Below are 23,276 nucleotides of genomic sequence, written 5' to 3'. Positions count from 1 at the left end.
GTGCTGCTGCGCCACATCGAGGACGGCCCCTCCTGGTGGGCGGAGGTCGCCCTGCGCAGCGAGGAGGCCGCCCCCGCCGATCCGGTGCCGCTGCGCATCGCCCGCGCCGGAAGCTGAACACCCCCGCCGCGACCGGACGAACCGCACGAGGAAAGGAGACCCCCGTGTCCCAGCACAAGGACCACGACCACGCCAAGGAACAGCACGGCAAGCCGGCCGAGACGGCACTCGAAGAGGTGCTGCGCGAGGTCGAGGACGCCGAGAACCGCACCCGGGACTCCGCCGAGGAGCGCCGCCACCGAGGTGAGGCCGGGGAGGCCATCACCCCCAACACGCGCGCGCAGGAGAAGTCCGAGGGGGACTGACGGAAACCGGGCGGGCCCGGGCTGCCGGGGAGGCGGCCCGAGCGCCCGCACCGCCAGGGCTCACGCCCACCGAGCAGATTCGCCGCCACGGCCCGCCCGGTCGACCCGGGCGGGCCGTGATCTCGTGGATCCGCTCCCCCTGAGCGGGTGCCACTCGACGGGTGACCCCGGTCGCCGGGTGGGTACCCGGCGCGCATGGAGCACGAAGAACCACGACTGCCCACCCCGCGCGGCCCACTGAGCACGGGTGTCGACGCGTATCTGCGGGGGGCGGGCCGTCTGCCCCGCCTCGAGGAGGTCGCCCGCGCCGAGGTGTACGGCGACGACCTCCAGCTCGCCCTGTACCTGTGCTACGAGCTGCACTACCGCGGCTTCGCGGACGTTCCCCCGGAGCGCGAATGGGACCCGGACCTGCTGCGCGTCCGCGCGGCCATGGAGCACCGCTTCCTGTCCGCGCTGCGCACCGACGCACACGTCCACGACAGCGTGGACGAGGCACTGGCCGGGTTGCTGGTGGAGCCCGTCGAGGGCACCGGCGTCAGCCATTTCCTGCGTGATGAGGGCGAGCTGTGGCAGGTGCGCGAGTACGCGGCCCAGCGCTCCCTGTACCACCTCAAGGAGGCGGACCCGCACGCCTGGGTCCTGCCGCGGCTGTCCGGCCGCGCGAAGGCGGCGATGGCGGCGGTGGAGTTCGACGAGTGGGGCGGCGGCCGCGCGGAGCGTGTCCACGCCCGTCTGTTCGCCGACCTGATGGCGGACCTGGGTCTGGACACCGCGTACGGCCGCTATCTCGACGCGGCGTCCGCCGAGGCCCTGGTCACCGTGAACATGATGTCCCTCTTCGGGCTGCACCGGGCCCTCAGGGGTGCCCTGGTCGGTCATTTCGCGACGGTCGAGATCACCTCGTCACCGGGGTCGCGGCGGCTCGCCGAGGCGATGCGCCGCACCGGCGCGGGGCCCGCCGCCGAGCACTTCTACGACGAGCACGTCGAGGCCGACGCGGTCCACGAGCAGGTGGTGCGCCACGACGTCATCGGCGGACTGCTGGAGCGCGAGCCGTATCTCGCCCCGGACATCGCCTTCGGCATCGACGCCACCGAGTTCGTCGAGGAACGCTTCGGCGCTCGGCTGCTGACCGACTGGCGGGCCTCTCGTTCGTCACTGCGCGCACCGCTTGCCCAGGAAGCAGCTCATATCTCCTGATGTCCGGGGTACTCGACGTCCGTGATTGCACTGGTACCCCCGGGCGTGTACGCCCCGCAGGAGGACACCGAGCTGCTGGCCGGTGCCCTGTCCGACGAGCCGCTGCCTCCGGGTGCGCAGGTCCTCGACGTGGGCACCGGCAGCGGCGCCCTCGCCCTGGAGGCCGCGCGCCGGGGCAACCGTGTGACCGCCGTGGACGTGTCCTGGAGCGCCGTGTGGGCCGCGCGCCTGAACGCCCGGCTCGCGGGGCTCCCGGTCCGCATCCGGCACGGGAACCTCTTCGAACCCGTGCACGGACAGGTGTTCGATCTGATCCTGGCCAACCCGCCGTACGTGCCGGCGCCGGACGGCCATCGCAGGCCGCCGCGAGGCGCGGCCCGGGCCTGGGACGCGGGCGCCGACGGGCGCCTGGTCGTCGACCGTATCTGCCGGGAGGCGCCGGGCCTGCTGCGGCCGGGCGGGGTGCTGCTGCTCGTGCAGTCGGCGCTCAGCGGCCCGGACCTGACCGTCGGGCAGTTGCGCACGGCCGGTCTGAAGGCCGCGGTGACCCGTCGGCACCGGATCGCGCTGGGTCCCGTGTTGCGCGGCCGGGAACGCTGGCTGCGGGAGCGGGGGCTGCTGCCCGCCGCCGATGACAAGGAAGAGCTGGTGGTCGTCCGTGCCGAACTCCCCGTCTGACCGGCCCACCGCGCCGCGCCGCGTCACCGTCCAGCGCAAGGGCCCTCTGCTGATGGAGGGCCCGGTGGAGGTGGAGCTGGAGGACGGCTCCGTCGTCACCTCCGACCGCTTCCGCGTGGCCCTGTGCACCTGCCGCCGCAGCCGCCGCTACCCGTGGTGCGACACGAGCCACCGCGACCGGGCGTAAGGCCCCGGCGCAAGAAGGCACCGTTGGCGCATCACGGAGTCGTGTCCACGTGACCTGCGGGGGCAAGAGGAAGGTCGCCCTGGGCTGACAGGTGCCGTGGGCGGTGTGTCGACGAGGGCGGGAGGTTCGGGCCTTGTTCGAGGGCTTCGAGACGAAGCAGGTTCAAGTCGGTGACGCATCGATCTTCGTTCGCTACGGCGGGGAAGGGCCGCCGGTGGTGCTGTTGCACGGCCACCCGCGGACATCTGCGACCTGGCATCGCGTCGCCCCGCGCCTCGTCCGAGACGGTTTCACCGTGGTCTGTCCCGATCTGAGAGGGTACGGCCGGTCCACCGGTCCGGCGCCTACCGCAGACCACGCCGGATACTCCAAGCGGGCGGTCGCCGGTGACGTGGTCGAGGTGATGCGCGCCCTGGGCCATGCCCGCTTCGCGCTCGCCGGGCACGACCGCGGAGGCGCTGTCGCGCTGCGTCTCGCACTCGATCATCCCGACGCGGTCTCGCGGGTGGCGCTGATCGACTGCCTGCCCCTCACCGAGCACCTGTCCCGCATCACGACCGAGTTCGCCACCCAGTGGTGGCACTGGTTCTTCTTCGCCCAGCCGGATATCCCCGAGCGGGTCATCAACGCCGATCCGGACAGCTGGTACCGCGGCGATCCGCAGAGCATGGGGCAGGACAATTACGACGAGTGGCGCTCGGCCACGAGAAACCCCGACGTGGTGCGGGCGATGCTGGAGGACTACCGGGCCGGCCTCACCATCGACCGGCGGCACGAGGAGGACGACCGCGCCGCAGGGACACGGATCCGGTGCCCGGCGCTGATCCTCTGGTCGCTCCGGGACGACCTCGAGGACCTGTATGGGGACCCGGTGAAGATCTGGCGGCAGTGGGCTCCGGACGTACGCGGCCACGGCATCGACGCCGGGCACCACGTGGCCGAAGAGGCTCCAAAGGCGCTCGCGTCTTCCCTTGCGGGCTTCTTCGCCGAGCGGCCTGAGTGAGAAACCGACGTCACGTACAGCCTGGGATTCCAATGGTGTCCAGGAAAGCCCAGGGGCCGGCGGGCAGCCCCACACTGCCCGCCGGCCCCCTTTTGCGAGATCGCGACTCCTCGTGACAACGGCCCGGCTCCCCAGCCACGGCCCGCTGCGGTTCACGGTTCCTGCGCGATCCCGGTCTGTGGGCTCAGCCCTCTCAGAAGGAGAAGACACCCGTCCCGTAGGCGTTCTTCATGCAGTCGTTGGAGAAGGTGCGCTCGTAGGAGACGCGCTTGCCCTGCCACACGCCGTCGACGGTGACGACGACGGGGTCGTACTGCTTGGTGCACATCACGCCGTCCCTCGCGGTCAGGGCGTCGAAGTCGCCGCCCACACCGCGCAGTTCCGCGCAGGCCGCCCCGGCCGCCGGGTGCGTGCCGGCGGCCGTCGGGGCACAGGTCAGGGTGACCGCGCGTTCCGGAGTCGCTGCGATCGCGCTCTCGCCGTGGCCCACCGTGAGGACGAGGGCCGACGGGGCGTAGAGCGCGGTGGGGGCCTGACCCGGAGTGGCGAGCGCGGCCCCGGAGAGGGGTCCGCAGACGGCGGTGGCCGTCATGCCGATGGTCATGGCCCAGCGCGCGGTGGTCCGCATTGTGTGCATCCTTCCGCATCGATTACAGGGTGTGCCGTCCGTGCTCGGTCGGTGCCCGGAGCGGCGAGCGCGAGTCTGCCGAGTTCGCCGCGGAAACACACATCGACCCCACGGGTTTCAGTAACCTTGCGTATTGAATCAGTGGCGCGAAGTTACGGAATCCACACGGGTGAAGCCCGTAACCGCGCGGTTGCCGGGGGTGCGAAGCGGCCAGATGGCCGATTTCCGCGTGTTCGTTAATAGGCCTGAAACATTCCGATTCCGCTCTCGGCCGACCGCTTCGTGACCCCTTGTGTTCATGGGCAGGTCGAGTAATCGTCATTACATGATTACGAACGAGCAGAGAGAGAAGCTCCGCGGCTGGTTCGCCGGCCGCCTGCCCGATGACCTCTTCGAGGAGCTGACCGAGATCACGGTCGACCGCGAGGAGATCACCGTCATCGGCCGCATCCCCGCACCGCGGCTGGCCGGGGACGCCCCGGCCACCGAACGGGACGCGGCCCTGGAGAGCCGGGCGCAGGAGTTCCGGGAGCGCACCCGTGAGGACCGGATGGCCGTGGCCCGGGAGGCCGAGCACCGGTTCGGCCGCAAGGTGTCCTGGGGCGTGGAGTGCGGTGGGCGGCGGACGCTCTTCACGCACGTGGCCGCCCCGGTCATGACGCGGCTGCGCCAGCCGGAACGCCAGGTACTCGACACCCTGATCGCCGGCGGCGTCGCCCGCAGCCGCAGCGACGCGCTGGCCTGGTGCGTGCGCCTGGTGCAGCGTCATACGGACGACTCAGGTGGCACGCCGCCAGCCCGACGGTTCGTGGTTGCGGGTGCAACAGTCTCACCGAACTCTGGGACGCCAGTCCCGATCGCCCGGTCATCCACAACCTGCCTGCCACAGTCGAAATCGCGACCCCCAACATCTATGCCGATCAAATCGAATACATGCACCAGAATCTGGCTCGACGTGATTCGGTGATCCTCTCGGTCCACCCGCACAACGACCGCGGCACCGGGGTTGCGTGCGCCGAACTGGCAGTCTTGGCCGGTGCCCAACGCGTCGAGGGGTGCTTGTTCGGCAACGGCGAGCGCACCGGCAACGTCGACCTGGTCACCCTCGGCATGAACCTGTTCTCGCAGGGCGTCGACCCGCAGATCGACTTCTCCGACATCGACGAGATCCGTCGCACGTGGGAGTACTGCAACCAGATGGAGGTCCACCCGCGCCACCCGTACGTGGGCGACCTGGTCTACACGTCCTTCTCCGGCTCCCACCAGGACGCCATCAAGAAGGGCTTCGACGCCATGGAGGCCGACGCGGCCGCCAAGGGCGTCACGGTCGACGACATCGAGTGGGCCGTCCCCTACCTGCCGATCGACCCCAAGGACGTCGGCCGCTCCTACGAGGCGGTCATCCGCGTCAACTCGCAGTCCGGCAAGGGCGGCATCGCCTACGTCCTGAAGAACGACCACAGCCTGGACCTGCCGCGCCGTATGCAGGTCGAGTTCTCCAAGGTCATCCAGGCCAAGACGGACGCCGAGGGCGGCGAGGTCACGCCGAAGGACATCTGGGCGGTCTTCCAGGACGAGTACCTGCCGAACCCGGAGAACCCCTGGGGCCGGATCCAGGTGCGCAACGGCCAGTCGACGACCGACACCGACGGCGTGGACACGCTGAAGGTGGAGGCCACGGTCGACGGCCAGGACACCGTCCTGACCGGTACGGGCAACGGTCCGATCTCGGCCTTCTTCGACGCCCTGCAGTCCGTCGGCATCGACGTACGCCTGCTGGACTACCAGGAGCACACGATGAGCGAGGGTGCCTCCGCGCAGGCCGCCTCCTACATCGAGTGCGCGATCGACGGCAAGGTCCTGTGGGGCATCGGAATCGACGCGAACACCACGCGGGCCTCGCTGAAGGCCGTCGTCTCGGCCGTCAACCGCGCGGCTCGCTGACCAGCCGTACGGGTCTGCGGCACCAGGCCGCTCACGGATGCCGCGGGGGCTCCGTCCGCCGATGTCCGGCGGGCGGAGCCCCGTCGCATACCGGCCATTTGCTGTGGAGGTCACGGAAAGGTCTCCTCCGGGGTGCTGACTCCTCGTCTCTGATGTGGCTAACATCACGCAAGCGCGGCGACGTTGCCGTGCGGCGTGACGGAGGTGCGACGTGCTGCCAGGACGGGGACGAAACGGCCATGCCGCCAGGCTTTCGCGCATCCTGGGCACCCGAACCGCGTGGACGGCCGCCGGTGACGGGGAGTTCTTCTGCCCCGGCTGCGGTGGCGACCGCAACTACCAGCGGCTGACCGGGCAACGCCGCTTCACTCTGCTCGGCCTGCCCGTGCTGCCGCGCGGCGAGACCGGCCCGGTCGTGGAGTGCGCGGCCTGCCGCCGCCACTTCGGCACGGACGTCCTCGACCATCCGACCACCACCCGCTTCTCCGCGATGCTCCGCGACGCCGTGCACACCGTCGCCCTCGCGGTGCTGGCGGCGGGCGGCGCCGGGTCCGGTTCGGCACTGGAGGCCGCCGTCCTCGCCGTCCGTGCGGCCGGTTTCGACGACTGCACGGAGGAGCAGCTGGCCGCCCTCGTCGAGGCGCTGGAGGCCGACACCGGCCGGATCGCCGGCGAACCCTGCGGCGCGGGGCTGGCCATAGAGCTGCACGAGGCGCTGGACCCGCTCACTCCGCACCTCGCCGCGGTCGGCCGCGAATCGATCCTGCTCCAGGGCGCCCGCATCGCCCTGGCGGACGGCCCCTACACCACGGCCGAGCGGGACGTGCTCGCGACGGTGGGAGCGGCGCTCACCATCTGCTCAGACGACGTGACCCGGCTGCTCGCGGCGGCGCGCACGCCTTCCTAGGGCGCACCCCCCCCGTTACTCCCCGGGGAGTAACGCCCGGCCGGGACCGCCCCCGGCAGTAGCACCCAACTCGCCCGCACGCCCGACGAACCGGCCCCCGCCCGGCGGGAGTCTGGAGACCGATCCAGACACCCGACCGGAGGGAGCCGGACCCATGGGGGCCGTAAGGACGCGCAGCGGGCGGAAACGGGCCGTGCCGTGGGTGGTGGTCGGGCTGTGGCTCGCCGCGCTCGTGCTGGTCGGGCCGCTCGCGGGGAAGTTCGCCGACATCCAGCAGAACCGCGCGGTCGACTACCTGCCCGACAGCGCCGACTCGACCCAGGTGGCGAGGATCCAGGACGAGCTGCCGGGCGGTGAGTCGACCGACCTGGTGCTCGTCTACCACCGCGGCGGCGGGCTGACCGACGCCGACCGGCGCACCGCCGACGAGCAGATCACCGAGCTGAGCGGCGCCTACGACCTGACGGGTGAGCCTCGGGGCGCCCCGTCGAAGGACGGCTCCACCCTGATGTACCCGGTCTCCAGCACCCAGCCCGGCCAGGACGAAGAGGCCCGGGACGCCTTCGTCGACGGGGTGCGGGAGATCGCCGAGGGCGGCGGCGGACTGAGCGTCGAGGTCGGCGGGCCCGGCGCGCTGAACACCGACATGAACAAGGTGTTCGGCACGCTCGACGCCACGCTGCTGCTCGCCACGCTCGGCGTCGTGACCGTGCTGCTCATCCTCATCTACCGCAGCCCGTTCCTGTGGCTGGTGCCGCTCGCCGTGGCGGGCGTCGCCGCCGCCCTGTCGATGGCCGCCGGGTACGGGCTGCACGAACTGTTCGACGTCACCGTCACCGGCCAGAGCGGCGGCGTGATGACGGTGCTGGTCCTCGGCGCCGGCACCGACTACGCCCTGCTGATCGTCTCCCGCTACCGCGAGGAACTGCGGCGCCACGAGCGGCCGTACGACGCCATGCGCACCGCGCTGCGCGGCTGCGGACCGGCCGTCCTGGCCTCCTCGGGGACCGTCGCGGCCGGGCTGCTGTGCCTGCTCGCCGCGGACCTCAACAGCAGCCGCGGCATGGGACCGGTCGGCATGGTCGGGGTGCTCGCCGCGCTGGTCGCCATGACGACCCTGCTGCCGGCGGTTCTGGTGCTGCTGGGGCGGCGGGTCTTCTGGCCGCTGGTCCCCGCGTTCGGGAGCGAGCCGAAGGCCCGGCGGTCGCTGTTCGCCGCGATGGGCTCCTCGGCGACACGGCGGCCCGTCACCGTGCTCGTCGGCGGGGGCGTCCTGCTCGGAGCGCTCGCCCTCGGCACGCTGAACCTGTCCGGGAGCATCAAGCAGGAGGACTCCTTCACGAAGCGGCCCGAGTCCATCACCGCCATGCAGACGCTCGCGCGGGAGTACCCCGAGCGCAGCAGCCGGCCCGTGACCGTCATCGCGCCCCGGGAACGGGCCGCGGCGGCTTCCGACCGGGCCCGTGCGACCGAGGGCGTCACCGACGTGGCGCCGGGGCGCAGCGGCTCGGGCTGGACCGAGATCGCCGTCTTCACCATCGCCGCCCCCGAGACCCCGGCCGAGACCCGGACGATCGAGGCGTTGCGGGCCGGGCTCGATCCCATGGGTGCCTACGTCGGCGGGCCCAGTGCGCAGCAGATCGACCTGGCCGACAGCGAGTCGCGGGACCGGAAGGTGATCGTGCCGCTGGTGCTGGCCGCCGTGTTCGTCATCCTGGTCGGGCTGTTGCGCAGCCTCGTCGCGCCGCTGTTGCTGCTGGCGGCGGTGGTCGCGGTCTGGGGCGCCGCGCTCGGCATCGGCGGGCTGGTGTTCGAGCCGGTGTTCGGGTTCGCCGGGACCGATCCGGGGCTCGGGCTGCTGTCCTTCGTGTTCCTGGTCGCCCTCGGCGTCGACTACGGCATCTTCCTGATGCACCGGATGCGGGAGGAGTCCGTGCGGGGGGCCGGGCCGGAGGCGGCGGCGCTCACCGCGCTGCGGACGACCGGTGGGGTGATCGCTTCGGCCGGGGTGGTGCTGGCGGCGACGTTCGCGGTGCTGACGACGCTGCCGATGGTGGGGCTGGTGGAGCTCGGGTTCGTCATCGCTGTGGGGGTCCTGCTGGACACCTTCCTGGTGCGCACGTACCTGGTGACCACGGCGAGTGTGCTGCTCAAGCGGCGGATGTGGTGGCCGGGCAGGCTCTCCCGCGCGCCGGAGCGGACGGTTCCGCAGAAGGAGCAGGAACCGGTGGCCGCCGACGCCCGCTGACCGACGGCGCCCCTCCTCTCCCGGAGGGGCGCCTTCCTGGCCGAGGATGATGCCCGTGCAGGCACCCACCACCCCGCAGGCGACCTGGTCGCGGTCCGCCGAGCGGATCATGGCCGCGATCAACCGTGACCCCCTGACCGCCCCGCACGCACTGCGCAACGACGCGCTGCTCGCCGTCTCGGTGGCCGTTGTCGCCGCAGCGCTCGCGCTGTTCGTCGACGACGGCCGCAGGCCCGACGCGCTCGGCTGGGCCCTGCTGCTCGTCTCCCACGTGCCGCTGGTGTGGCGCCGCCGCCGTCCGGTGCTCGTCCTGGTCGCCGTGATCACCTGCGTGTTCCCCTACCACTTCCTCGACTACTCGCACACCGCGGCCACCCAGGCCGCCTACGTCGCCCTGTACACCGTCGCCGTCACCGGCCGGCCGCTGCGCACCGTCCTGGTCGGCATCGGCGTCATCACCATGGCGGTGGGCGTGCTGCTCACCATCAGCGCGCAGGAGGCGCTGGGACTGCTGAAGGCCTCCGGCTGGGTCGTCGCCGTGCTCTTCTGCGGAGTCGACGTGCGCTTCTACCGCCAGTACGTCGCCTCCATCGTGGAACGCGCCGAACGCGCCGAACGCACCCGCGAGGAGGAGGCCCGGCGGCGCGTCGCCGAGGAGCGGCTGCGGATCGCCCGGGACCTGCACGACCTGCTGGCCCACAGCATCACCCTCATCGGCGTGCAGACCTCCGTCGCCGCCCACGTCCTGTCGGCGGACCCCGGGCGGCTCGACCGGGAGACGGTCGCCAAGGCCCTCGACGACATCGCCGAGACCTGCCGCAGCGCCCGCGGTGAACTGCGCACCACACTGGAGGTGCTGCGCGAGCACGGCCCCCCGGACGCCCGCGGCCCGCTGCCCGGCCTCGACGGACTGCCCGACCTGGCAGAGGCCGCCCAGCTCGCCGGTGCCCGGGTCGAGCAGACCGTACGGATACGGCAGGCACCGCCCGCCGTGGGCGCCGCCGCCTACCGCATCGTGCAGGAGGCCCTGACGAACGCCGTACGGCACGCGGGGCCCGAACCGGCCGTCCACGTCGAACTGGCGGAGCGGCAGGGCGCCTTGCACCTGTCGGTGCGCGACGACGGCACCGGCCCGGCCCGGGGCGGCACACCGGGCTTCGGGCTCGTCGGAATGCGGGAGCGGGCCCGCAGCGTCGGTGGCACACTCGACGCCGGACCCCGTACCGGGGGCGGGTTCGAGGTCACCGCGGTCCTGCCGCTGACCACGACGGGGGAGAGGGACGGATGACCACACGGGTGCTGCTCGCGGACGATCAGACCCTGGTGCGGGAGGCGTTCGCGATGCTCGTGGAGTCGGCCCGGGACATGGAGGTCGTCGGCCAGGCCGCAACCGGCCGGCAGGCCGTGGAACTGGCCCGCGGCGCACATCCCGACCTCGTGGTGATGGACATCCGCATGCCCGACCTGGACGGCATCGAGGCGACCCGGCTCATCGCCGCCGACGAGGATCTCGCCGCCGTCCGGGTGCTCGTCCTCACCACGTACGACACCGACGAGAACATCGTCGACGCGCTGCGCGCCGGCGCCTCCGGGTTCCTGGTCAAGGACACCAGGCCCGCCGAACTCCTCGACGCCATCCGCACGGTCGCCGCCGGGGACTCCCTGCTGTCACCCGGACCCACGGCACGGTTGATCGAGCGGTTCCTGCGCAGCCCCTCCGCGCCGACGACCGGAGGGCCCGAGTGCCTGTCCGGCCGGGAGCGCGAGGTGCTCGCGCTGGTCGCGCGCGGCCTCAACAACACGGAGATCGCCGACGCGCTGGGCCTGAGCCCGCTCACCGCGAAGACCCACGTCAGCCGCATCATGGGCAAACTGGCGGCACGGGACCGGGCGCAGCTCGTCATCGTCGCGTACGAGTCGGGGATGGTGACGCCGGGCAGCGTCTGACGGACCGGGCTCTTCCTAGAGCAGTCCGGCCGCCGCGAGGTACTTCCCGACCTGCTCCACCTCGCCCGGGGACAGCGGGATCTGCGGCTGTGCCGTCGCCGGGCAGGCGATGACGCCGCGCAGGTGCAGCGCTGCCTTGAAGGCCCCGATCGCCGAGGAGTTCGGACCCATGCGGGCCGGATCTCCGACACCCACCATGCCGAACAGCGCGCACAGGCGCTCCTGTTCGGCACGGGCCCCGTCCCAGTCCCCGGCGCGGCACAGCCGGTCCAGGCGGACATAGCCGTGCGGGTCGACGTTGCCGAGGCCCGGCACCGTGCCGTCCGCGCCGATCGCCAGGGCCGCGTCGACGATCAGCTCGGACCCGGTCAGCACGCTGAAGCCGGTGATGCCCCCGCGGTCCCGGACGCCGGTCACGACCTGGCGGAAGGCGGCCAGGTCACCGCTGGAGTCCTTGAGCCCGGCCACGACCCCGTCGGCGGCGAGCTCCAGGACGACGTCGGCCGGCAGCTTCGTGTGGACGGCGACGGGAAGGTCGTAGGCGATGACCGGGACCGGGCTCGCGGCGGCGACCGCGCGGAAGTGGCGGGCGATCTCCGCGGGATGGGTGCGGGTGTAGAACGGGGCCGTGACGACGACCGCGTCCGCGCCCGCAGCCGTCACCGACGCGACGTGGTCGAGGACCCGTGGCGTCGTCATGTCGATCGCCCCCGCCAGCACCGGGAGCCGACCGCCCACATGACCCGCGACCGACTCCACGACGAGCCTGCGCTGCCGGTCCGGCAGGAACGCCGCCTCCGAGGTCGAGCCGAGCACGAACAGTCCGTGCACCCCGCCCGCCACCAGGTGGTCGACGAGCGAGAGCAGCGAGGGGACGTCCACCTCGCCGTCCGGTGTCAGAGGTGTGCAGACGGGCGGGATGACACCGGTCAGCGGGGCGAGAGTCATGGAGCCTCCATCGGGTCGCGCCGGTGGACGAGGTCGTGGGTCGACTCGTCCTCCCGGACAGGATGGTGGCAGCGGAAGCGGTGCGCGGGCTCCGACGCGGCCGAGAAGCCCGGCATCTGCTCCGCGCAGGTCCCGTCCGCCTTCCAGCAGCGTGTGCGGAACGGGCAGCCGCTCGGCGGGCGGGTCGCCGACGGCACCGGACCGACCAGCGGGATCGGGTCGATCGGGTGGAGCAGGCCGGGCGTGGCGGAGAACAGGGCGCGGGTGTACGGGTGCCGGGCCCGGTCGGTGACCAGGGCGGCCGGGGACTCCTCCACGATCCGGCCCAGGTACATGGTGATCACGCGGTCGCTCATCCGCCGTACCGTCTGGATGTCGTGCGAGACGAACACCAGGGCCAGTCCCAGGCGTTCCTTCAGGTCGAGCAGGAGGTTGAGGATCTGGGCCCGCACCGACACGTCCAGGGCGCTCGTCGGCTCGTCGGCCACGACCAGGTCCGGGTCCAGCGCGAGCGCCCGGGCGATCGCGACGCGCTGGCGCTGCCCGCCCGACAGCTGGGCCGGCAGGGCGGCGGCGAGGGCCCGGGGGAGGCCCACGAGGGACATCAACTCGCTGACCCGCGCCTCCCGTCGGCTTCTGGTGCCCCGGTCGTGCACGTCCAGCGGGTCCCGCAGGATCTGCCGGACGGTCAGGCGGCGGTTCAGGGCCGTCGACGGGTCCTGGAAGATCATGCCGGTGCTGCCGCCCACGGCCCGGCGGCGCTCGGCGGCCGGCATCGCCCACAGGTCCCGGCCCCGGAACGACACCGTGCCGCGTGTCGGCGGCTGAACCCCGACCAGCACCTTCGCCAGCGTCGACTTCCCACAGCCGGACTCACCGACCACACCGACGGTCTCGCCGGGCGCGATGGCCAGATCGACGCCGGTCAGCGCGTACACCCGGTCGCGGGTGAACAGGCCGCCGCTGCGGGCCCTGTGGACGACGTGCGTGTCCGCCAGTTCCACCAGCGCGCTCATGACACCGCCTCGCTCCCGGTGGCCGCCGGCTCCACGGCCGGGTGATGGCAGGCCGCCGTGTGCTCGGGAGGGCCGGCCAGGACCGGAGCCGTCGTACGGCAGATCTCGCTCGCGCACGGGCACCGGTCGGCGAAGCGGCACCCCGCGGGGAAGTCGGCCGGGGACGGCACGACGCCGCTGATCTGCGTCATCCGCTCCTGCGCCGACTCCAGCGACAGCACACTGCCGAGCAGTCCGCGTGTGTAGTGGTGGGCCGGTGCCTCCACCAGGTCGGCGGTCACGCCCGTCTCCACGATCTGCCCGCCGTACATCACCACCACCCGGTCGGTGACGTCCGCGACCAGCGCCAGGTCGTGCGAGACGAGGATCAGCGCGAAGCCGAGCTCCTCGCGCAGCCGCAGCAGCAGCTCCACGATCTGCGCCTGCACGGTCACGTCCAGGGCCGTCGTCGGCTCGTCGGCGACGATCAGCTTCGGGTCGCGGGACAGGGCCATGGCGATCAGGACGCGCTGGCGCTGCCCGCCGGACAGTTCGTGAGGGTAGCTGCGCAGGGTCCGCCCGGGGTCGAGGCCGACCATCGTCAGCAGCTCGGCGGGAGTGCGGTGTCCGCCGCGCCGCACGACCTGCCTCAGCTGCGCGCGGATCGTCATCGCTGGGTTCAGCGACGACAGCGCGTCCTGGTAGATCATCGCCATCTCGTGGCCGAGCAGCCTGCGGCGTACCCGCATCGGCTCGGCGAGCAGGTCCCGCTGCTGGAAACGGACCTGGCCGCCGACCCGCGCCCCCCTCGGCCCCAGACCCATGATCGCCAGTGCGGTGAGCGACTTGCCGCAGCCCGACTCGCCGACCAGCCCGAGCACCTCCCCGGGATGCACCTCGAAGCTGATGCCGTCCACGATGTCGACGCCGCCGTGCCGTCGGTCGAAGCCGATGACGAGGTTCTCCACCGCGAGCACCGGCTGCCCGTCCCGGGGCAGTCGGCGCGCCCGGGCCCGCAACCGGCGCGCGGCCTCCGCCAGACCGGGCAGCGGCACGACCTCCCCGCCGCCCGGCTCCGGCTCCTGAAGCCGGTCGTCGTCCGGTGCGTCCACCTCCCGCGCCGACGGGGCCGCCCAGGCGTCCGACACCCCCTCGGACAGGATGTTCAGCGACAGCACCGTCACCAGCATCAGCAGCCCGGGGAACACCGTCGCCCACCAGCCGCCGGTCAGCACCATGTTCTTGCCGTCCGCGATGACACTGCCCCAGGACGGGTCCGGCGGCCGTACACCCGCCCCGATGAACGACAGCGACGCCTCGAACACGACCGCGTCGGCCACCTGGACCGTGCAGAACACCAAAACCGGCGCGGCACAGTTGACCGCCACGTGCCGCAGCACGATGTACGGCGTCCGCGCGCCGATCACCCGTTCCGCCGTCACGTAGTCCTCGCCGAACTGATCGAGGACGTTCGCCCGCACCACCCGCGCCACCGGCGGTGTGAACAGGAACGCGATCGCGCAGATCAGCACCGTGATGCCGCCGCCGAACACCGCCACCAGCACGGCGGCCAGCGCGATGCCCGGGAACGCCATCACGACGTCCAGGCAGCGCATCAGCGTCTCGTCGACCGCCTTGCGCGAGGTCGCCGCGACCGCCCCGAGCAGCGCACCGGCCACCAGGGCGAGCCCGGTCGCGCCGAGCCCGATCGCGAGCGACCAGCGCGCCCCGTACATCAGCCGGCTGAGGATGTCCCGGCCGAGGCTGTCCTGGCCCATCCAGTGCCCGGCGGACGGGTGCCCGGTGCCGTCGACCGGCGGCTGCTGGTCGAGCGGGTCGTGCGGGGCGAGGAGCGGCGCGAGCAGTGCCATCAGGACGACGACCGTCAGGAAGCAGACGGCGACCTTCGACGGCAACGGCAGCCGGCGCAGGCCGCGCAGCCGTACGCCGGGCCGCGACAGCGCCGCGGTGAGACGCTTGCGGGTCATCATGGGCCGGCGTCCCTCAGTCGCGGGTTGACCAGCAGGTAGAGGACGTCGATGACGAGGTTCACGACGACGAACCCGGCCGCCGTGGTCAGTACGACGCCCTGGACGACGGCCGGATCGCCGTTCTTCACGGCGTCGATCATCAGCTTGCCCATGCCCGGCAGCGAGAAGATCGTCTCGATGACGACCGCCCCGCCGAGAAGGTAGCCGACGCGCAGGCCGAGGACGGTGAGGGGATTGATCAGGGCGTTCCTGAGGACGTTGCGCCCCACCACCACCCGGGGCGGCAGCCCGCTCCCGATCGCCGTCCGTACGTAGTCCTTGTCGAGCTCCTCCACGACGGCCGTCCGTACGATCCGGGTCAGCTGCGCCGCCACCGGGAGGGAGAGGGCGAGCGCGGGGAGCGTCATCGTCTTCAGCCAGCCGGTGAGGGAGTCGGCCGGGTTGATGTAGCCGCCGGTCGGGAACCAGCCGAGGTCGACCGCCAGATACTGGATCATCAGCAGCGCCAGCCAGAAGCCGGGCGCGGCGACGCCGGTCAGCGACACGACCCGGATCAGCTGGTCGGGCAGCCGGTCCCGGTGGATCGCCGCGGTCACACCGCCGAGCAGGGCCAGGACGACCGCGATGCCCAGCCCCAGGAAGGTCAGTTGCAGGGTGAGCGGCAGCGCGGTCGTCACCTGGTCGATCACCGGCGCCCGGGTCAGCGCGCTGGTGCCCATGTCGCCGTGCAGCAGGTCGCTGACGAAGTCGGCGTAGCGCACCGGCAGCGGGTCGAGCAGGCCGTGCTCCTCACGGAAGGCGTGCAACTGCTCGGGCGTCGGGTTGGCGCCCTGGAAGAACGCGGACGCCGGGTCGACGTCCGAGAACCGCATCACCAGGAACACGAACAGCACGATGCCGAGCATCAGCGGCACGAGCATGGCGAGACGGCGCAGCAGGATCCGCAGGACGGCCGTCATCCCGCTAGGCCCACTTGGCCTGGAGGAGGTTGATGCCCGGGTAGGGCTGGGCCCTTATGCCGCTGAGCCGCGCCGGGTTCCAGGCCGTCATCAGCTCGTTGTGGACGACCGGGTAGAGCACGGCCTGCTCGGCGACGACGTCGATGTAGTCCTGGACGATCGCCTTCTTCTTCGCCGGGTCGGGCTCCCGGGTGGCCCGGTCCATGTCCTTGAACAGCTGCTTGGCGACGGGGTCGGAGGCCCACCGCGTGTACTGCGTCCAGAGGTTCTCGGGACCGTGGTTGTAGTGCATGATCAGGTCGGCGTCGAGGCCGAACTGGTTGGGGTTCGAGGCGGCGGCCACGACCTGGTAGTCCCGCTTCTGGTCCAGCTTCGTGAACACCGCGGTGGTTTCCTGCGGGGACAGGGTCGTCTTCACCCCGATCGCGTCCCAGGACGCCTTGATGGTGGGCAGGCAGTCGACGATCCAGCTGACGTTCACCGCCAGGATGTCGATGCTCAGGCCCTTGACCCCGGCCTCCTTCAGCAGCGCCTTCGCCTTGTCCGGGTCGTGGTCGTAGACGGTCTTCGCGCGGCGGTAGGACGAGTTGGCCTCGTCGAGGAAGGAACTGGAGGGCCTGCCGTGGCCCTTGAGCGCGACCTCCACCATCTTCTCGGTGTCGATGGCGTAGTGCAGGGCCTGGCGCACCCGCACGTCGTCGAAGGGCTTGTGCTTCGTGTTGAACATCAGGAACAGGTTGTTCATCCCGGCCCCGCCGGCGACCGTCATCCCGGCGCTCTCCAACTGCCCGATGTTGGCGTAGGGGATGTTGTCCGCGATCTGCGCGCCCGCGGCGGCCCCCGAGATCTTCGCGACGCGGGGAGCCGCGTCCACGATCGTCAGCCAGTTCATCTTCCGGAAGGCGGGCTTGCGGGGGCCGTTGTAGCCGTCGAACGCCTCGAAGGTCGTGTTCGACTTCGGGTGGTGCGCGGTCTGCCGGTACGGCCCCGAGCCGATCGCCTTGCCCTTGATGGCGTCGTCCCAGGCCCCGGGCCGGGAGAAGACGTGCTTGGGCATGATCTTGGCGAGGGTCAGCCGCGAAAGCCCGTCCGGGAACGGGAACTTGAGCACCAGTTCGACATTCTGTGCGTCGATCTTGCGGACCTCCTTCAGCCAGCTCGCGAAGAAGCCCTTGGCGAGGGTCTGGGTGTCCGGGTCGAGGATCCGCCGGAAGACGAACACCACGTCGTCGGCGGTGACGGGCCTGCCGTCGTGGAACGTCGCACCCGCCCGCAGCGCGAACCTCCACGACGTGCTGTCCGGGTCCTTCGGCACCTCGGTCGCCAGCGCGGCGTACGGCTCCCGGGAGATCGGGTCCGTGTCCAGCAGCCCCTCGTAGATGTGGTGGTTGGCGGCCATGCAGAACGCGGACGCGGTCTGGGTGGGGTCCCAGCTGCCGTCGTTGCCGTAGCCGATCACCGCGGTGAGCGTCCGGTCCCGGCCGCCACCGCTGCCGGTGTCGTTGGTGGACTCCGGGCCCGACGAGCAGGCCGACAGCGACGCGGGGACGGCGGCGGCCGCGCCCAGCGCGCCGGTGTACTTCAGGAACGACCGGCGGCGCGGCGCCGGCACGTCGGGGGTCACGTCGCGCACGGGTCCTCCAGGAGGTCTGGGGGGAGGGGACTGGCAGCGGAGATACGACGTCCTACGTCCTGCGGTCAGCGCGACCTTAGGAGGGGCCGTGGGGGCGGTCAAGGGCTCGCACACGAATGGCGTATCCGCCAGGGGCCGGACCGCCGGCGTCGCCCGGCCGGCTGGGTCGACGGTGCATCAAACCAGGTACGGCGCCGGGCAAGTGGACGTCGGGACGTCGGGACGTCCGGGCCCCTGTCGCCGAATCCGTCACCGGGCGGGCGGGAGCGGACCATGATGCGGGGAATGACCGAGCGGGCGGGAGCGGACATGATGACGGGCATGACCGAGCTGTGGAGCGAGAGTGACGCCGGTGTCCTGAGACTGCCCTCCGGCCGGCTGGTCCGGGGCCGAGGCCTGCGCCACCCCCTGGACCCCGGCGCGCCCCTCCCCTCCTACGGCGTCTACCTGCTCGGCCGGCGGCCGCCCGAGGTCCTCTGGGAGTCGGGCTGGATCCGCTGGCCCGACTTCCGTCTCCCGGCGGACCGGGCGGCCGCCCGAGCGGTACTGGCCGATGTGTGGGAACGGGCCGCCGGGCAGCGGGTGGAGCTCGCCTGCGGAGGCGGCCGCGGCCGCACCGGCACGGCCCTGGCCTGCCTGGCGGTGCTGGACGGGGTGCCGGGGGAGGAGGCGGTGGGGTACGTCCGGCGGCACTACGACCGGCATGCTGTGGAGACGCCTTGGCAGCGGCGGTACGTGCGCGGGTTCGGCGAGGGGTGAACCTCTCCTTCGGCACGGCACCTCCTACCTTGGTCGCGCAACCGTAGACCGACGGCCGACAGCGGACCCGGCGCCCCCTCGGCACAGTGAGCGGCATGGAAGAGACCAAGAGGAGCAGGCAGGCGAAGGGAATGAGCCGGGCGCGGTTTCTGGCCGGAGCGGTGGCGGTGGGGGTCACCGGGGCGGTGGGACAGGCCTCGGCGGCGGGGGAACGGCACACCCGCGGACTGCGCCGACGGGGCATCGTCTACACCGTCGGGGCGGGGGAGACACCGGGCACCGCGTGGAGCGCCCGGCGGATGCGCCACGACATCCGGGCCATCCGGGACGACCTGCACGCCGACACCGTCGACGTCACGGGGGACGGCGTCGAACGCCTCACGCGCACCGCCGCCGAGGCCGCCGAGCGCGGACTGCACGTCTGGCTGCAGCCGACCCTCGGGGACGCCCCGCAGCGGGACATCTTGGAGCACCTCGCCGAGACCGGCCGGTTCGCCGAGCGGCTGCGGCGCCAGGGTGCGAGCGTCGACCTGAGCGTCGGCTGCGAGTTCTGGCTGTTCGTCCCCGGCATCCTGCCGGGCGAGACGGTGCTCGAACGCATCAGGCACCTCCAGAACGGCACGGTCGACTGGCCGCGGACACTGCGCCGCCTCGCCGAGTTCACGGCGAAGGCCGCGAGGACCGGCCGCTCCGTCTTCAAGGGAAACCTGAGCTACGCCGCCGCCCAGAGCATCGACGACCCGGACTGGAGCCTCTTCGACATCGTCGGCATCGACTACTACTCGTACTACGAAAAGCGCTCCGAGTACGTCCGGGAACTGAAGCAGTACCTGCGCTGGGGCAAGCCGCTGGCCATCACCGAGTTCGGCACGTGCGCGTACGTCGGTGCACCCGAGACCGGCGGCATGGGATGGGACATCGTCGACTACGACAAGAACCCGCCGGAGATCAAGGGCGACCCGGTCCGCAGCGAACGCGTCCAGGCCGGCTACGTGGGCGGGTTGGTGGACGTCTTCGCGTCGATGGGCCTGTACGCGGCGATGGCCTTCGAGTTCATCAGCGCCGACGCACCGCACCGCCCGGACGCGCCCCGCCTCGACCTCGACATGGCGTCGTACGCCCTCACGAAGGTGATCAAGGACCGCCCGGACGACCCCGCCTCCGGCTGGCACTGGGAGCCGAAGGAGGCGTTCCACGCCCTGGCGCACAGGTACGCCAGGGCGTGCCAGGCCGGTCAGCGGCAGTAGGTGTCCTTGCGGGGCCGTTCCCCGGTGGCCAGGAAGCGGGATACGAGGGTGTCGCCGCACGCGGTGCCGTTGTCCAGGTAGGAGCCATGGCCGGTGGCGTCGTTCGTGACCATCACTGCTCGCCGGCCCAGAGCGTTGCGCAGCTTCAGCGCACCACTGAGAGGGGTCGCCACGTCCCGCTCGTTCTGGATGAGCAGGACATCGGACGGCCCCCGGTCGGTGACGCGCACCGGCGGCTCCTTCGGCTGCCACGGCCAGGCGGCGCACACCATCGCGTTCCTCGGCATGCCCGCGGTCAGCGGGTACTTCAGGCGGCTGGCGGCGACGTCCTTCCGGTAGGCGGCTGCCGACCGAGGCCAGGCGGCGTCGTTGCAGATGGTGGCGGCAACGACCGCGGCACTGTTGCGCAGCGCCGGGTCCGGCGGGGCCTGGGGCGCGGGCGGCACCGTGCCCTTCTTCGCCGCCAGCATCAGCTCGGCCAGGACGGGGTAGCCGTCGGCGGGGTCGTAGAAGCCGTCCAGCATGGTCTGGCGCAGGACATTGCCGTTCAGCTCCTCGGGGTTGGCGCCCGGCCAGGGGATCGGCGTGCGGTCCAGGCGGGCGGCGAGGCGCAAGAAGAGCGGACGCACCTCGGCCGCGGTGCGGGCCAGCCGGTACGGGTTGCCGGGCCGGGAGGCCCACTCGGCGAACTCGGGGAAGTTGTCCTCGACGCCGACCTCGAACGCGGCGAGCCAGGCGCGTTGGGCCTGCACCGGGTCGGGGTGGTCGTTGCTGTCGAGCACGATGCGGTCGGTGCGCCGCGGGAACATCTCGCGGTAGGCGGCGCCGACGTACGTGCCGTACGAGACGCCCCAGGCCGACAGCTCGCGCTCGCCGAGGGCGGCGCGGATGCGGTCGATGTCGCGGGCGTTGTTCCTGGTGCTGACGTGTCGCAGCAGTTCGTCGCCGTCGCGGGCGCAGGCGTCCGACAGCCGGCGGGCGGTGGCCATGTTCTCAGCGACGGATCCGCTCGCTGCGGGCCAGGGGAGCAGCTTGGTGCGGGCGAGGTCGGAGTGGTCGATGTCGCAGCTCACGGGCGTGGACGGGGCGTTGCCGCGCGGTGCGAAGCCGATGAGGTCGTATGCGTCGCGTACCGACCGGGGCAGCTGCCTGCCCTTCCCGGAGGGGTCGGCGAGGCTGTCCCCGCCGGGCCCGCCGGGGATCATGAGTAACACGCCGCGGCGGGCCGAGGGCTTCTCGCTGGGGAGACGGGAGAGGGCGATGTCGATCTTCCGGCCGCCCGGATCGGCGTAGTTCATCGGCACGGAGAGCGCTGCGCACTGCTGACGGGGGTCGAGGCCGGTGCCCTCGCACTTGGTCCATTCGAGAGGCTCGGCAGCGGCGGCCGAAGCGGTCAGCGGGACGGCGAGCCCGAACAGGAGGGCGGAGGCCGCGATCAGGGAGGCGTTGCGCTTGATCTGCTGCATGGGACGAGCCTGACGGCTTTCCGACCCTGACCCCATCCAGTCAACTGCCGTACCGTTCAGGGGGTTTACCCCCCCTTGGCAGAGTGGCCGAGCCAGGGCCGCCCGCTTCCTCAGTCACGGGCCTTCGTCAGTGGTGGGCGCAGCATGAAGACGTCGATCGGGTCCTGGGACTCCACCGTGAAGCCGTGGCGTTCGTAGAGACGGCGGGCGGGGCTGCCCTGAAGGACGTTCAGGCGGACGGGTTCGGCGGCGGTGTCCGTCCTGGTCAGGAGGGTTCGGAGGACGGCCGATCCCAGGCCTTGGCCCTGGACGTCCGGGCTGAGGTAGAAGTGCTCCAGCCAGTGGCCGTCCTCGGCTGGGCGCAGGGTCACGCTGCCTGCGAAGGAGCCGGCGGCCGTGATGACCGACGTGTGCTGCGGGGAGAAGCCGTCCCGAAGACGCCGCCTCACCCGGTGTTCGTCGTAGCGGCCCAGACGCTCCAAGTCCGGGCGCATCACCGTCGCCCGCAGTTCCGCTATCGCGTCGACGTCCGTCGGCCGGGCCGGACGCATCGACCAGGGCCCAAGGAAAAGGCCCTGCGCAACGCCCTTCACTCGGCTCGTGGAAGCACGACACTGCGGAGGAACGCCCTCCACGCATCCGCCCCGACCAGCACCACAGGGCCGTCGGCCAGCTTGCTGTCCCGGACGGGTACGGCCCCCGGTATCCCGTCGGCGACCTCGACGCAGTTGCCGCCGTTCCCGTCGCTGTAGCTGCTCTTGCGCCAGTGTGCGGTGGTCAGGTCGTGTTCGCGCATCGTCTGAAGTCCTCCGTCGCCGCATCGATCAGGCCCAGGGACGCCTCCGGCGGCAGCGCGGAAGCCCTGAGCAGATCGTAGGCCGACTGTGCGCGCTTCACCACGGCCGGATCGTCCAGCAGGGTCCCGGAATACACGGCTTCTGTATAGGCCGTCGGCGGTGCGTCTTCGAACTCCATGAGGCGCAGATCGCCGGTCATCACGGCGTACGCCCCAGCCGCATACGGCAGCACCTGCGCCATCGCCGTCCGCTCTCGCGCCAGTGCCACCACGTGCTCCAACTGCTCCGCCATGACGGCCGGTCCGCCGATCGGGATGCGCAGCGCATTCTCGTGGAGGATCACCCAATACACGGGGCGTGCAGCGTCCTTGAGGATCCCTGCGCGTTCCATACGGCCCGACACCTTCTCGTCGATGAACTCGTCCGGGGCGAACGGGTTCATCGCCAGCGTGACCGCCCTCGCGTATGCCGGTGTCTGCAGCAGCCCCGGCACCAGCGCGGGCGCGAACTCGCAGATCTTCGTAGCCTGCGCCTCCAGCTCTGCCGCCTTCGCGAAATAATCCGCATACCGCCTGTCGTCAATCAGCTGCCTGCACAACCGCTCGAAAATACCGTCGGTTTGCAGCACCCCGTCGATCCGCTGCGCCACATCCAACTGCGGCTTGCGAATGGCCTGTTCGAACTGGCCGATGTATCCACCGGAGACGAAAACCCGCGACCCCAGCTCCACCTGGGTGATTCCCGCGTCCTCCCTCCGCCGCTTGAGCTCCGCGCCGAAGAACTCCCACGCCGCCTGCCGAGAACCGTTGGCCATTACCGAACCCCTCTGTGCTGCCCCGCAGTTGTAGGGCACAGACCCTTCCCGAGTGTAGGAGCGGAGCGTCACCGTGGTGATGCGAAGAGTGAAACCGCAAAAGGAAGGGGAGCACGGTGGAGGCACGACACTCGGCGCTCTGCGTCGAAGAAGCGGAGGACGTGGTGAAAGAATTGCGGGCAGAACTCGCCGAGGCGGGAATTACCCTGCCGTCACTGGGGATCGACCCGGTGAGTCTTGCGCGGGAGGCACCCTGTCCGCTCGTGGAATTGGGCCGGTGTTCCGTGGAGACCGCCCGGCGGCTCGCGGCGGTGCTGCGATGAAGCCGCCGGTCGGCGCCTATGTCGTGGACACCCGCAGCGGCCGCATCGGCATCGTGATGGGGCATGAGGGGCCCTACGTGCAGCTGAGGCCGTACGGGGGCGGCAGGGAGTGGGACGCCGACCCCGGAGCCGTCCGGCACGCCACCCCGGCCGAGCGGCTGCGCGCGGCCACCGCGTACGCCAACGCCCGCAGCAGGGGTGAGGTCCCTTGACGTGACGGCCCTGCCAGAATGG

General features: G+C 71.6%; 24 protein-coding genes and 2 pseudogenes. 16 read left to right on the top strand and 10 right to left on the bottom strand.

Annotation, left to right across the window (positions count from 1 at the left end; all coding sequences use genetic code 11):
* The 6 genes and pseudogenes from ABT116_RS13955 to ABT116_RS13930 form a co-directional block, all read left to right on the top strand.
* Positions 1 to 117: pseudogene (locus ABT116_RS13955) on the top strand (Ppx/GppA family phosphatase); the annotation flags it as partial.
* Positions 118 to 164: 47 nt separating this feature from the next.
* Positions 165 to 365, top strand: coding sequence for a hypothetical protein (locus ABT116_RS13950; protein ID WP_351632214.1), 201 nt, complete (start codon positions 165 to 167; stop codon positions 363 to 365).
* Between the two features lie 195 nt (positions 366 to 560).
* Positions 561 to 1,568: an iron-containing redox enzyme family protein gene (locus ABT116_RS13945; protein ID WP_351632211.1), complete on the top strand. Its 1,008-nt coding sequence runs from the start codon at positions 561 to 563 to the stop codon at positions 1,566 to 1,568.
* Between the two features lie 21 nt (positions 1,569 to 1,589).
* The gene (locus ABT116_RS13940; RefSeq protein ID WP_351632206.1) at positions 1,590 to 2,246 is read left to right on the top strand and encodes a HemK2/MTQ2 family protein methyltransferase; all 657 of its coding nucleotides are present in this window, start codon (positions 1,590 to 1,592) and stop codon (positions 2,244 to 2,246) included.
* Positions 2,227 to 2,433, top strand: coding sequence for a CDGSH iron-sulfur domain-containing protein (locus ABT116_RS13935; RefSeq protein WP_351632203.1), 207 nt, complete (start codon positions 2,227 to 2,229; stop codon positions 2,431 to 2,433). The genes ABT116_RS13940 and ABT116_RS13935 overlap by 20 nt, the downstream gene beginning before the upstream one ends.
* Before the next feature lie 133 nt (positions 2,434 to 2,566).
* Entirely contained in the window at positions 2,567 to 3,436 is an 870-nt protein-coding gene (locus ABT116_RS13930) for an alpha/beta fold hydrolase (RefSeq protein ID WP_351632200.1), read from the top strand.
* Between the two features lie 193 nt (positions 3,437 to 3,629).
* Here ABT116_RS13930 and ABT116_RS13925 read toward each other — a convergent pair whose 3' ends face one another.
* Positions 3,630 to 4,064 (bottom strand): protease inhibitor, encoded by a 435-nt coding sequence (locus ABT116_RS13925; RefSeq protein ID WP_351632197.1) that lies wholly within the window; start codon positions 4,062 to 4,064, stop codon positions 3,630 to 3,632.
* 325 nt (positions 4,065 to 4,389) lie between these two features.
* Between ABT116_RS13925 and abmR the strand changes: the two genes are divergently transcribed.
* The 6 genes and pseudogenes from abmR (at position 4,390) to ABT116_RS13895 (ending at position 11,110) form a co-directional block, all read left to right on the top strand.
* Positions 4,390 to 5,031: an ATP-binding transcription factor AbmR gene (abmR, locus tag ABT116_RS13920; RefSeq protein ID WP_502983863.1), complete on the top strand. Its 642-nt coding sequence runs from the start codon at positions 4,390 to 4,392 to the stop codon at positions 5,029 to 5,031.
* Positions 4,923 to 6,008 (top strand): annotated as a pseudogene (locus ABT116_RS13915) (2-isopropylmalate synthase); the annotation flags it as partial. The gene abmR and the pseudogene ABT116_RS13915, both read left to right, overlap by 109 nt.
* 211 nt (positions 6,009 to 6,219) lie before the next feature.
* A complete protein-coding gene (locus ABT116_RS13910; RefSeq protein WP_351632195.1) occupies positions 6,220 to 6,915 on the top strand; it encodes a TerB family tellurite resistance protein in 696 nt (231 codons plus the stop codon).
* Between the two features lie 154 nt (positions 6,916 to 7,069).
* Positions 7,070 to 9,163 carry an MMPL family transporter gene (locus tag ABT116_RS13905; RefSeq protein WP_351632192.1) on the top strand — a complete coding sequence of 698 codons (2,094 nt, stop codon included), beginning with the start codon at positions 7,070 to 7,072 and terminating at the stop codon, positions 9,161 to 9,163.
* Positions 9,164 to 9,209: 46 nt separating this feature from the next.
* On the top strand, positions 9,210 to 10,451 hold the full coding sequence (locus ABT116_RS13900) for a sensor histidine kinase (RefSeq protein WP_502983862.1): 1,242 nt from the start codon (positions 9,210 to 9,212) through the stop codon (positions 10,449 to 10,451).
* The gene (locus ABT116_RS13895) at positions 10,448 to 11,110 is read left to right on the top strand and encodes a response regulator (protein ID WP_351632189.1); all 663 of its coding nucleotides are present in this window, start codon (positions 10,448 to 10,450) and stop codon (positions 11,108 to 11,110) included. The genes ABT116_RS13900 and ABT116_RS13895 overlap by 4 nt, the downstream gene beginning before the upstream one ends.
* Before the next feature lie 15 nt (positions 11,111 to 11,125).
* Here the strand turns inward: ABT116_RS13895 and ABT116_RS13890 are convergent, their stop codons facing one another.
* From ABT116_RS13890 to ABT116_RS13870, 5 genes are read right to left on the bottom strand one after another with little or no spacing between them, the layout of a single operon-like run.
* Positions 11,126 to 12,058, bottom strand: a complete 933-nt coding sequence (locus ABT116_RS13890) for a dihydrodipicolinate synthase family protein (protein ID WP_351632186.1) — start codon at positions 12,056 to 12,058, stop codon at positions 11,126 to 11,128.
* Complete coding sequence (locus tag ABT116_RS13885) at positions 12,055 to 13,074, bottom strand: oligopeptide/dipeptide ABC transporter ATP-binding protein (RefSeq protein ID WP_351632183.1); 1,020 nt, start codon at positions 13,072 to 13,074, stop codon at positions 12,055 to 12,057. Before ABT116_RS13885 ends, ABT116_RS13890 begins: the two co-directional genes overlap by 4 nt.
* Positions 13,071 to 15,044 carry a dipeptide/oligopeptide/nickel ABC transporter permease/ATP-binding protein gene (locus tag ABT116_RS13880; RefSeq protein ID WP_351632181.1) on the bottom strand — a complete coding sequence of 658 codons (1,974 nt, stop codon included), beginning with the start codon at positions 15,042 to 15,044 and terminating at the stop codon, positions 13,071 to 13,073. Before ABT116_RS13880 ends, ABT116_RS13885 begins: the two co-directional genes overlap by 4 nt.
* On the bottom strand, positions 15,041 to 16,003 hold the full coding sequence (locus ABT116_RS13875) for an ABC transporter permease (protein ID WP_351632179.1): 963 nt from the start codon (positions 16,001 to 16,003) through the stop codon (positions 15,041 to 15,043). Before ABT116_RS13875 ends, ABT116_RS13880 begins: the two co-directional genes overlap by 4 nt.
* Positions 16,004 to 16,007: 4 nt before the next feature.
* A complete protein-coding gene (locus ABT116_RS13870) occupies positions 16,008 to 17,636 on the bottom strand; it encodes an ABC transporter substrate-binding protein (RefSeq protein ID WP_351632177.1) in 1,629 nt (542 codons plus the stop codon).
* 321 nt (positions 17,637 to 17,957) lie between these two features.
* Between ABT116_RS13870 and ABT116_RS13865 the strand changes: the two genes are divergently transcribed.
* Together ABT116_RS13865 and ABT116_RS13860 are read left to right on the top strand one after the other, a co-directional pair.
* Positions 17,958 to 18,395, top strand: a complete 438-nt coding sequence (locus ABT116_RS13865) for a phosphatase domain-containing protein (protein WP_351632217.1) — start codon at positions 17,958 to 17,960, stop codon at positions 18,393 to 18,395.
* A gap of 95 nt (positions 18,396 to 18,490) precedes the next feature.
* Positions 18,491 to 19,642, top strand: a complete 1,152-nt coding sequence (locus tag ABT116_RS13860) for a glycoside hydrolase family 113 protein (protein ID WP_351632174.1) — start codon at positions 18,491 to 18,493, stop codon at positions 19,640 to 19,642.
* On the opposite strand, the gene ABT116_RS13855 is transcribed toward ABT116_RS13860, so the two are convergent.
* The 4 genes from ABT116_RS13855 to ABT116_RS13840 all read right to left on the bottom strand — a co-directional run bounded on the left by ABT116_RS13855 (position 19,630) and on the right by ABT116_RS13840 (position 22,719).
* The gene (locus ABT116_RS13855; protein ID WP_351632171.1) at positions 19,630 to 21,108 is read right to left on the bottom strand and encodes an alpha/beta hydrolase; all 1,479 of its coding nucleotides are present in this window, start codon (positions 21,106 to 21,108) and stop codon (positions 19,630 to 19,632) included. The two genes, ABT116_RS13860 and ABT116_RS13855, sit on opposite strands and share 13 nt — an antisense overlap.
* A gap of 110 nt (positions 21,109 to 21,218) precedes the next feature.
* On the bottom strand, positions 21,219 to 21,659 hold the full coding sequence (locus ABT116_RS13850) for a GNAT family N-acetyltransferase (RefSeq protein ID WP_351632168.1): 441 nt from the start codon (positions 21,657 to 21,659) through the stop codon (positions 21,219 to 21,221).
* A 38-nt stretch (positions 21,660 to 21,697) separates the two neighbouring features.
* Positions 21,698 to 21,904 (bottom strand): DUF397 domain-containing protein, encoded by a 207-nt coding sequence (locus ABT116_RS13845; protein WP_351632166.1) that lies wholly within the window; start codon positions 21,902 to 21,904, stop codon positions 21,698 to 21,700.
* Positions 21,886 to 22,719 (bottom strand): helix-turn-helix domain-containing protein, encoded by an 834-nt coding sequence (locus tag ABT116_RS13840; protein ID WP_351632163.1) that lies wholly within the window; start codon positions 22,717 to 22,719, stop codon positions 21,886 to 21,888. The genes ABT116_RS13845 and ABT116_RS13840 overlap by 19 nt, the downstream gene beginning before the upstream one ends.
* A 116-nt stretch (positions 22,720 to 22,835) precedes the next feature.
* Here ABT116_RS13840 and ABT116_RS13835 point away from each other — a divergent pair, with 116 nt between their 5' ends.
* Entirely contained in the window at positions 22,836 to 23,042 is a 207-nt protein-coding gene (locus ABT116_RS13835) for a hypothetical protein (protein WP_351632161.1), read from the top strand.
* Positions 23,039 to 23,254: a hypothetical protein gene (locus tag ABT116_RS13830; RefSeq protein ID WP_030836519.1), complete on the top strand. Its 216-nt coding sequence runs from the start codon at positions 23,039 to 23,041 to the stop codon at positions 23,252 to 23,254. The genes ABT116_RS13835 and ABT116_RS13830 overlap by 4 nt, the downstream gene beginning before the upstream one ends.
* The last annotated feature ends 22 nt before the right edge of the window (positions 23,255 to 23,276 follow it).

The sequence above is a fragment of the Streptomyces sp. NPDC002130 genome (genome assembly GCF_040296465.1).
Taxonomy (GTDB): Bacteria; Actinomycetota; Actinomycetes; order Streptomycetales; family Streptomycetaceae; genus Streptomyces.
This window is presented reverse-complemented; position numbering and strand designations above follow the sequence as displayed.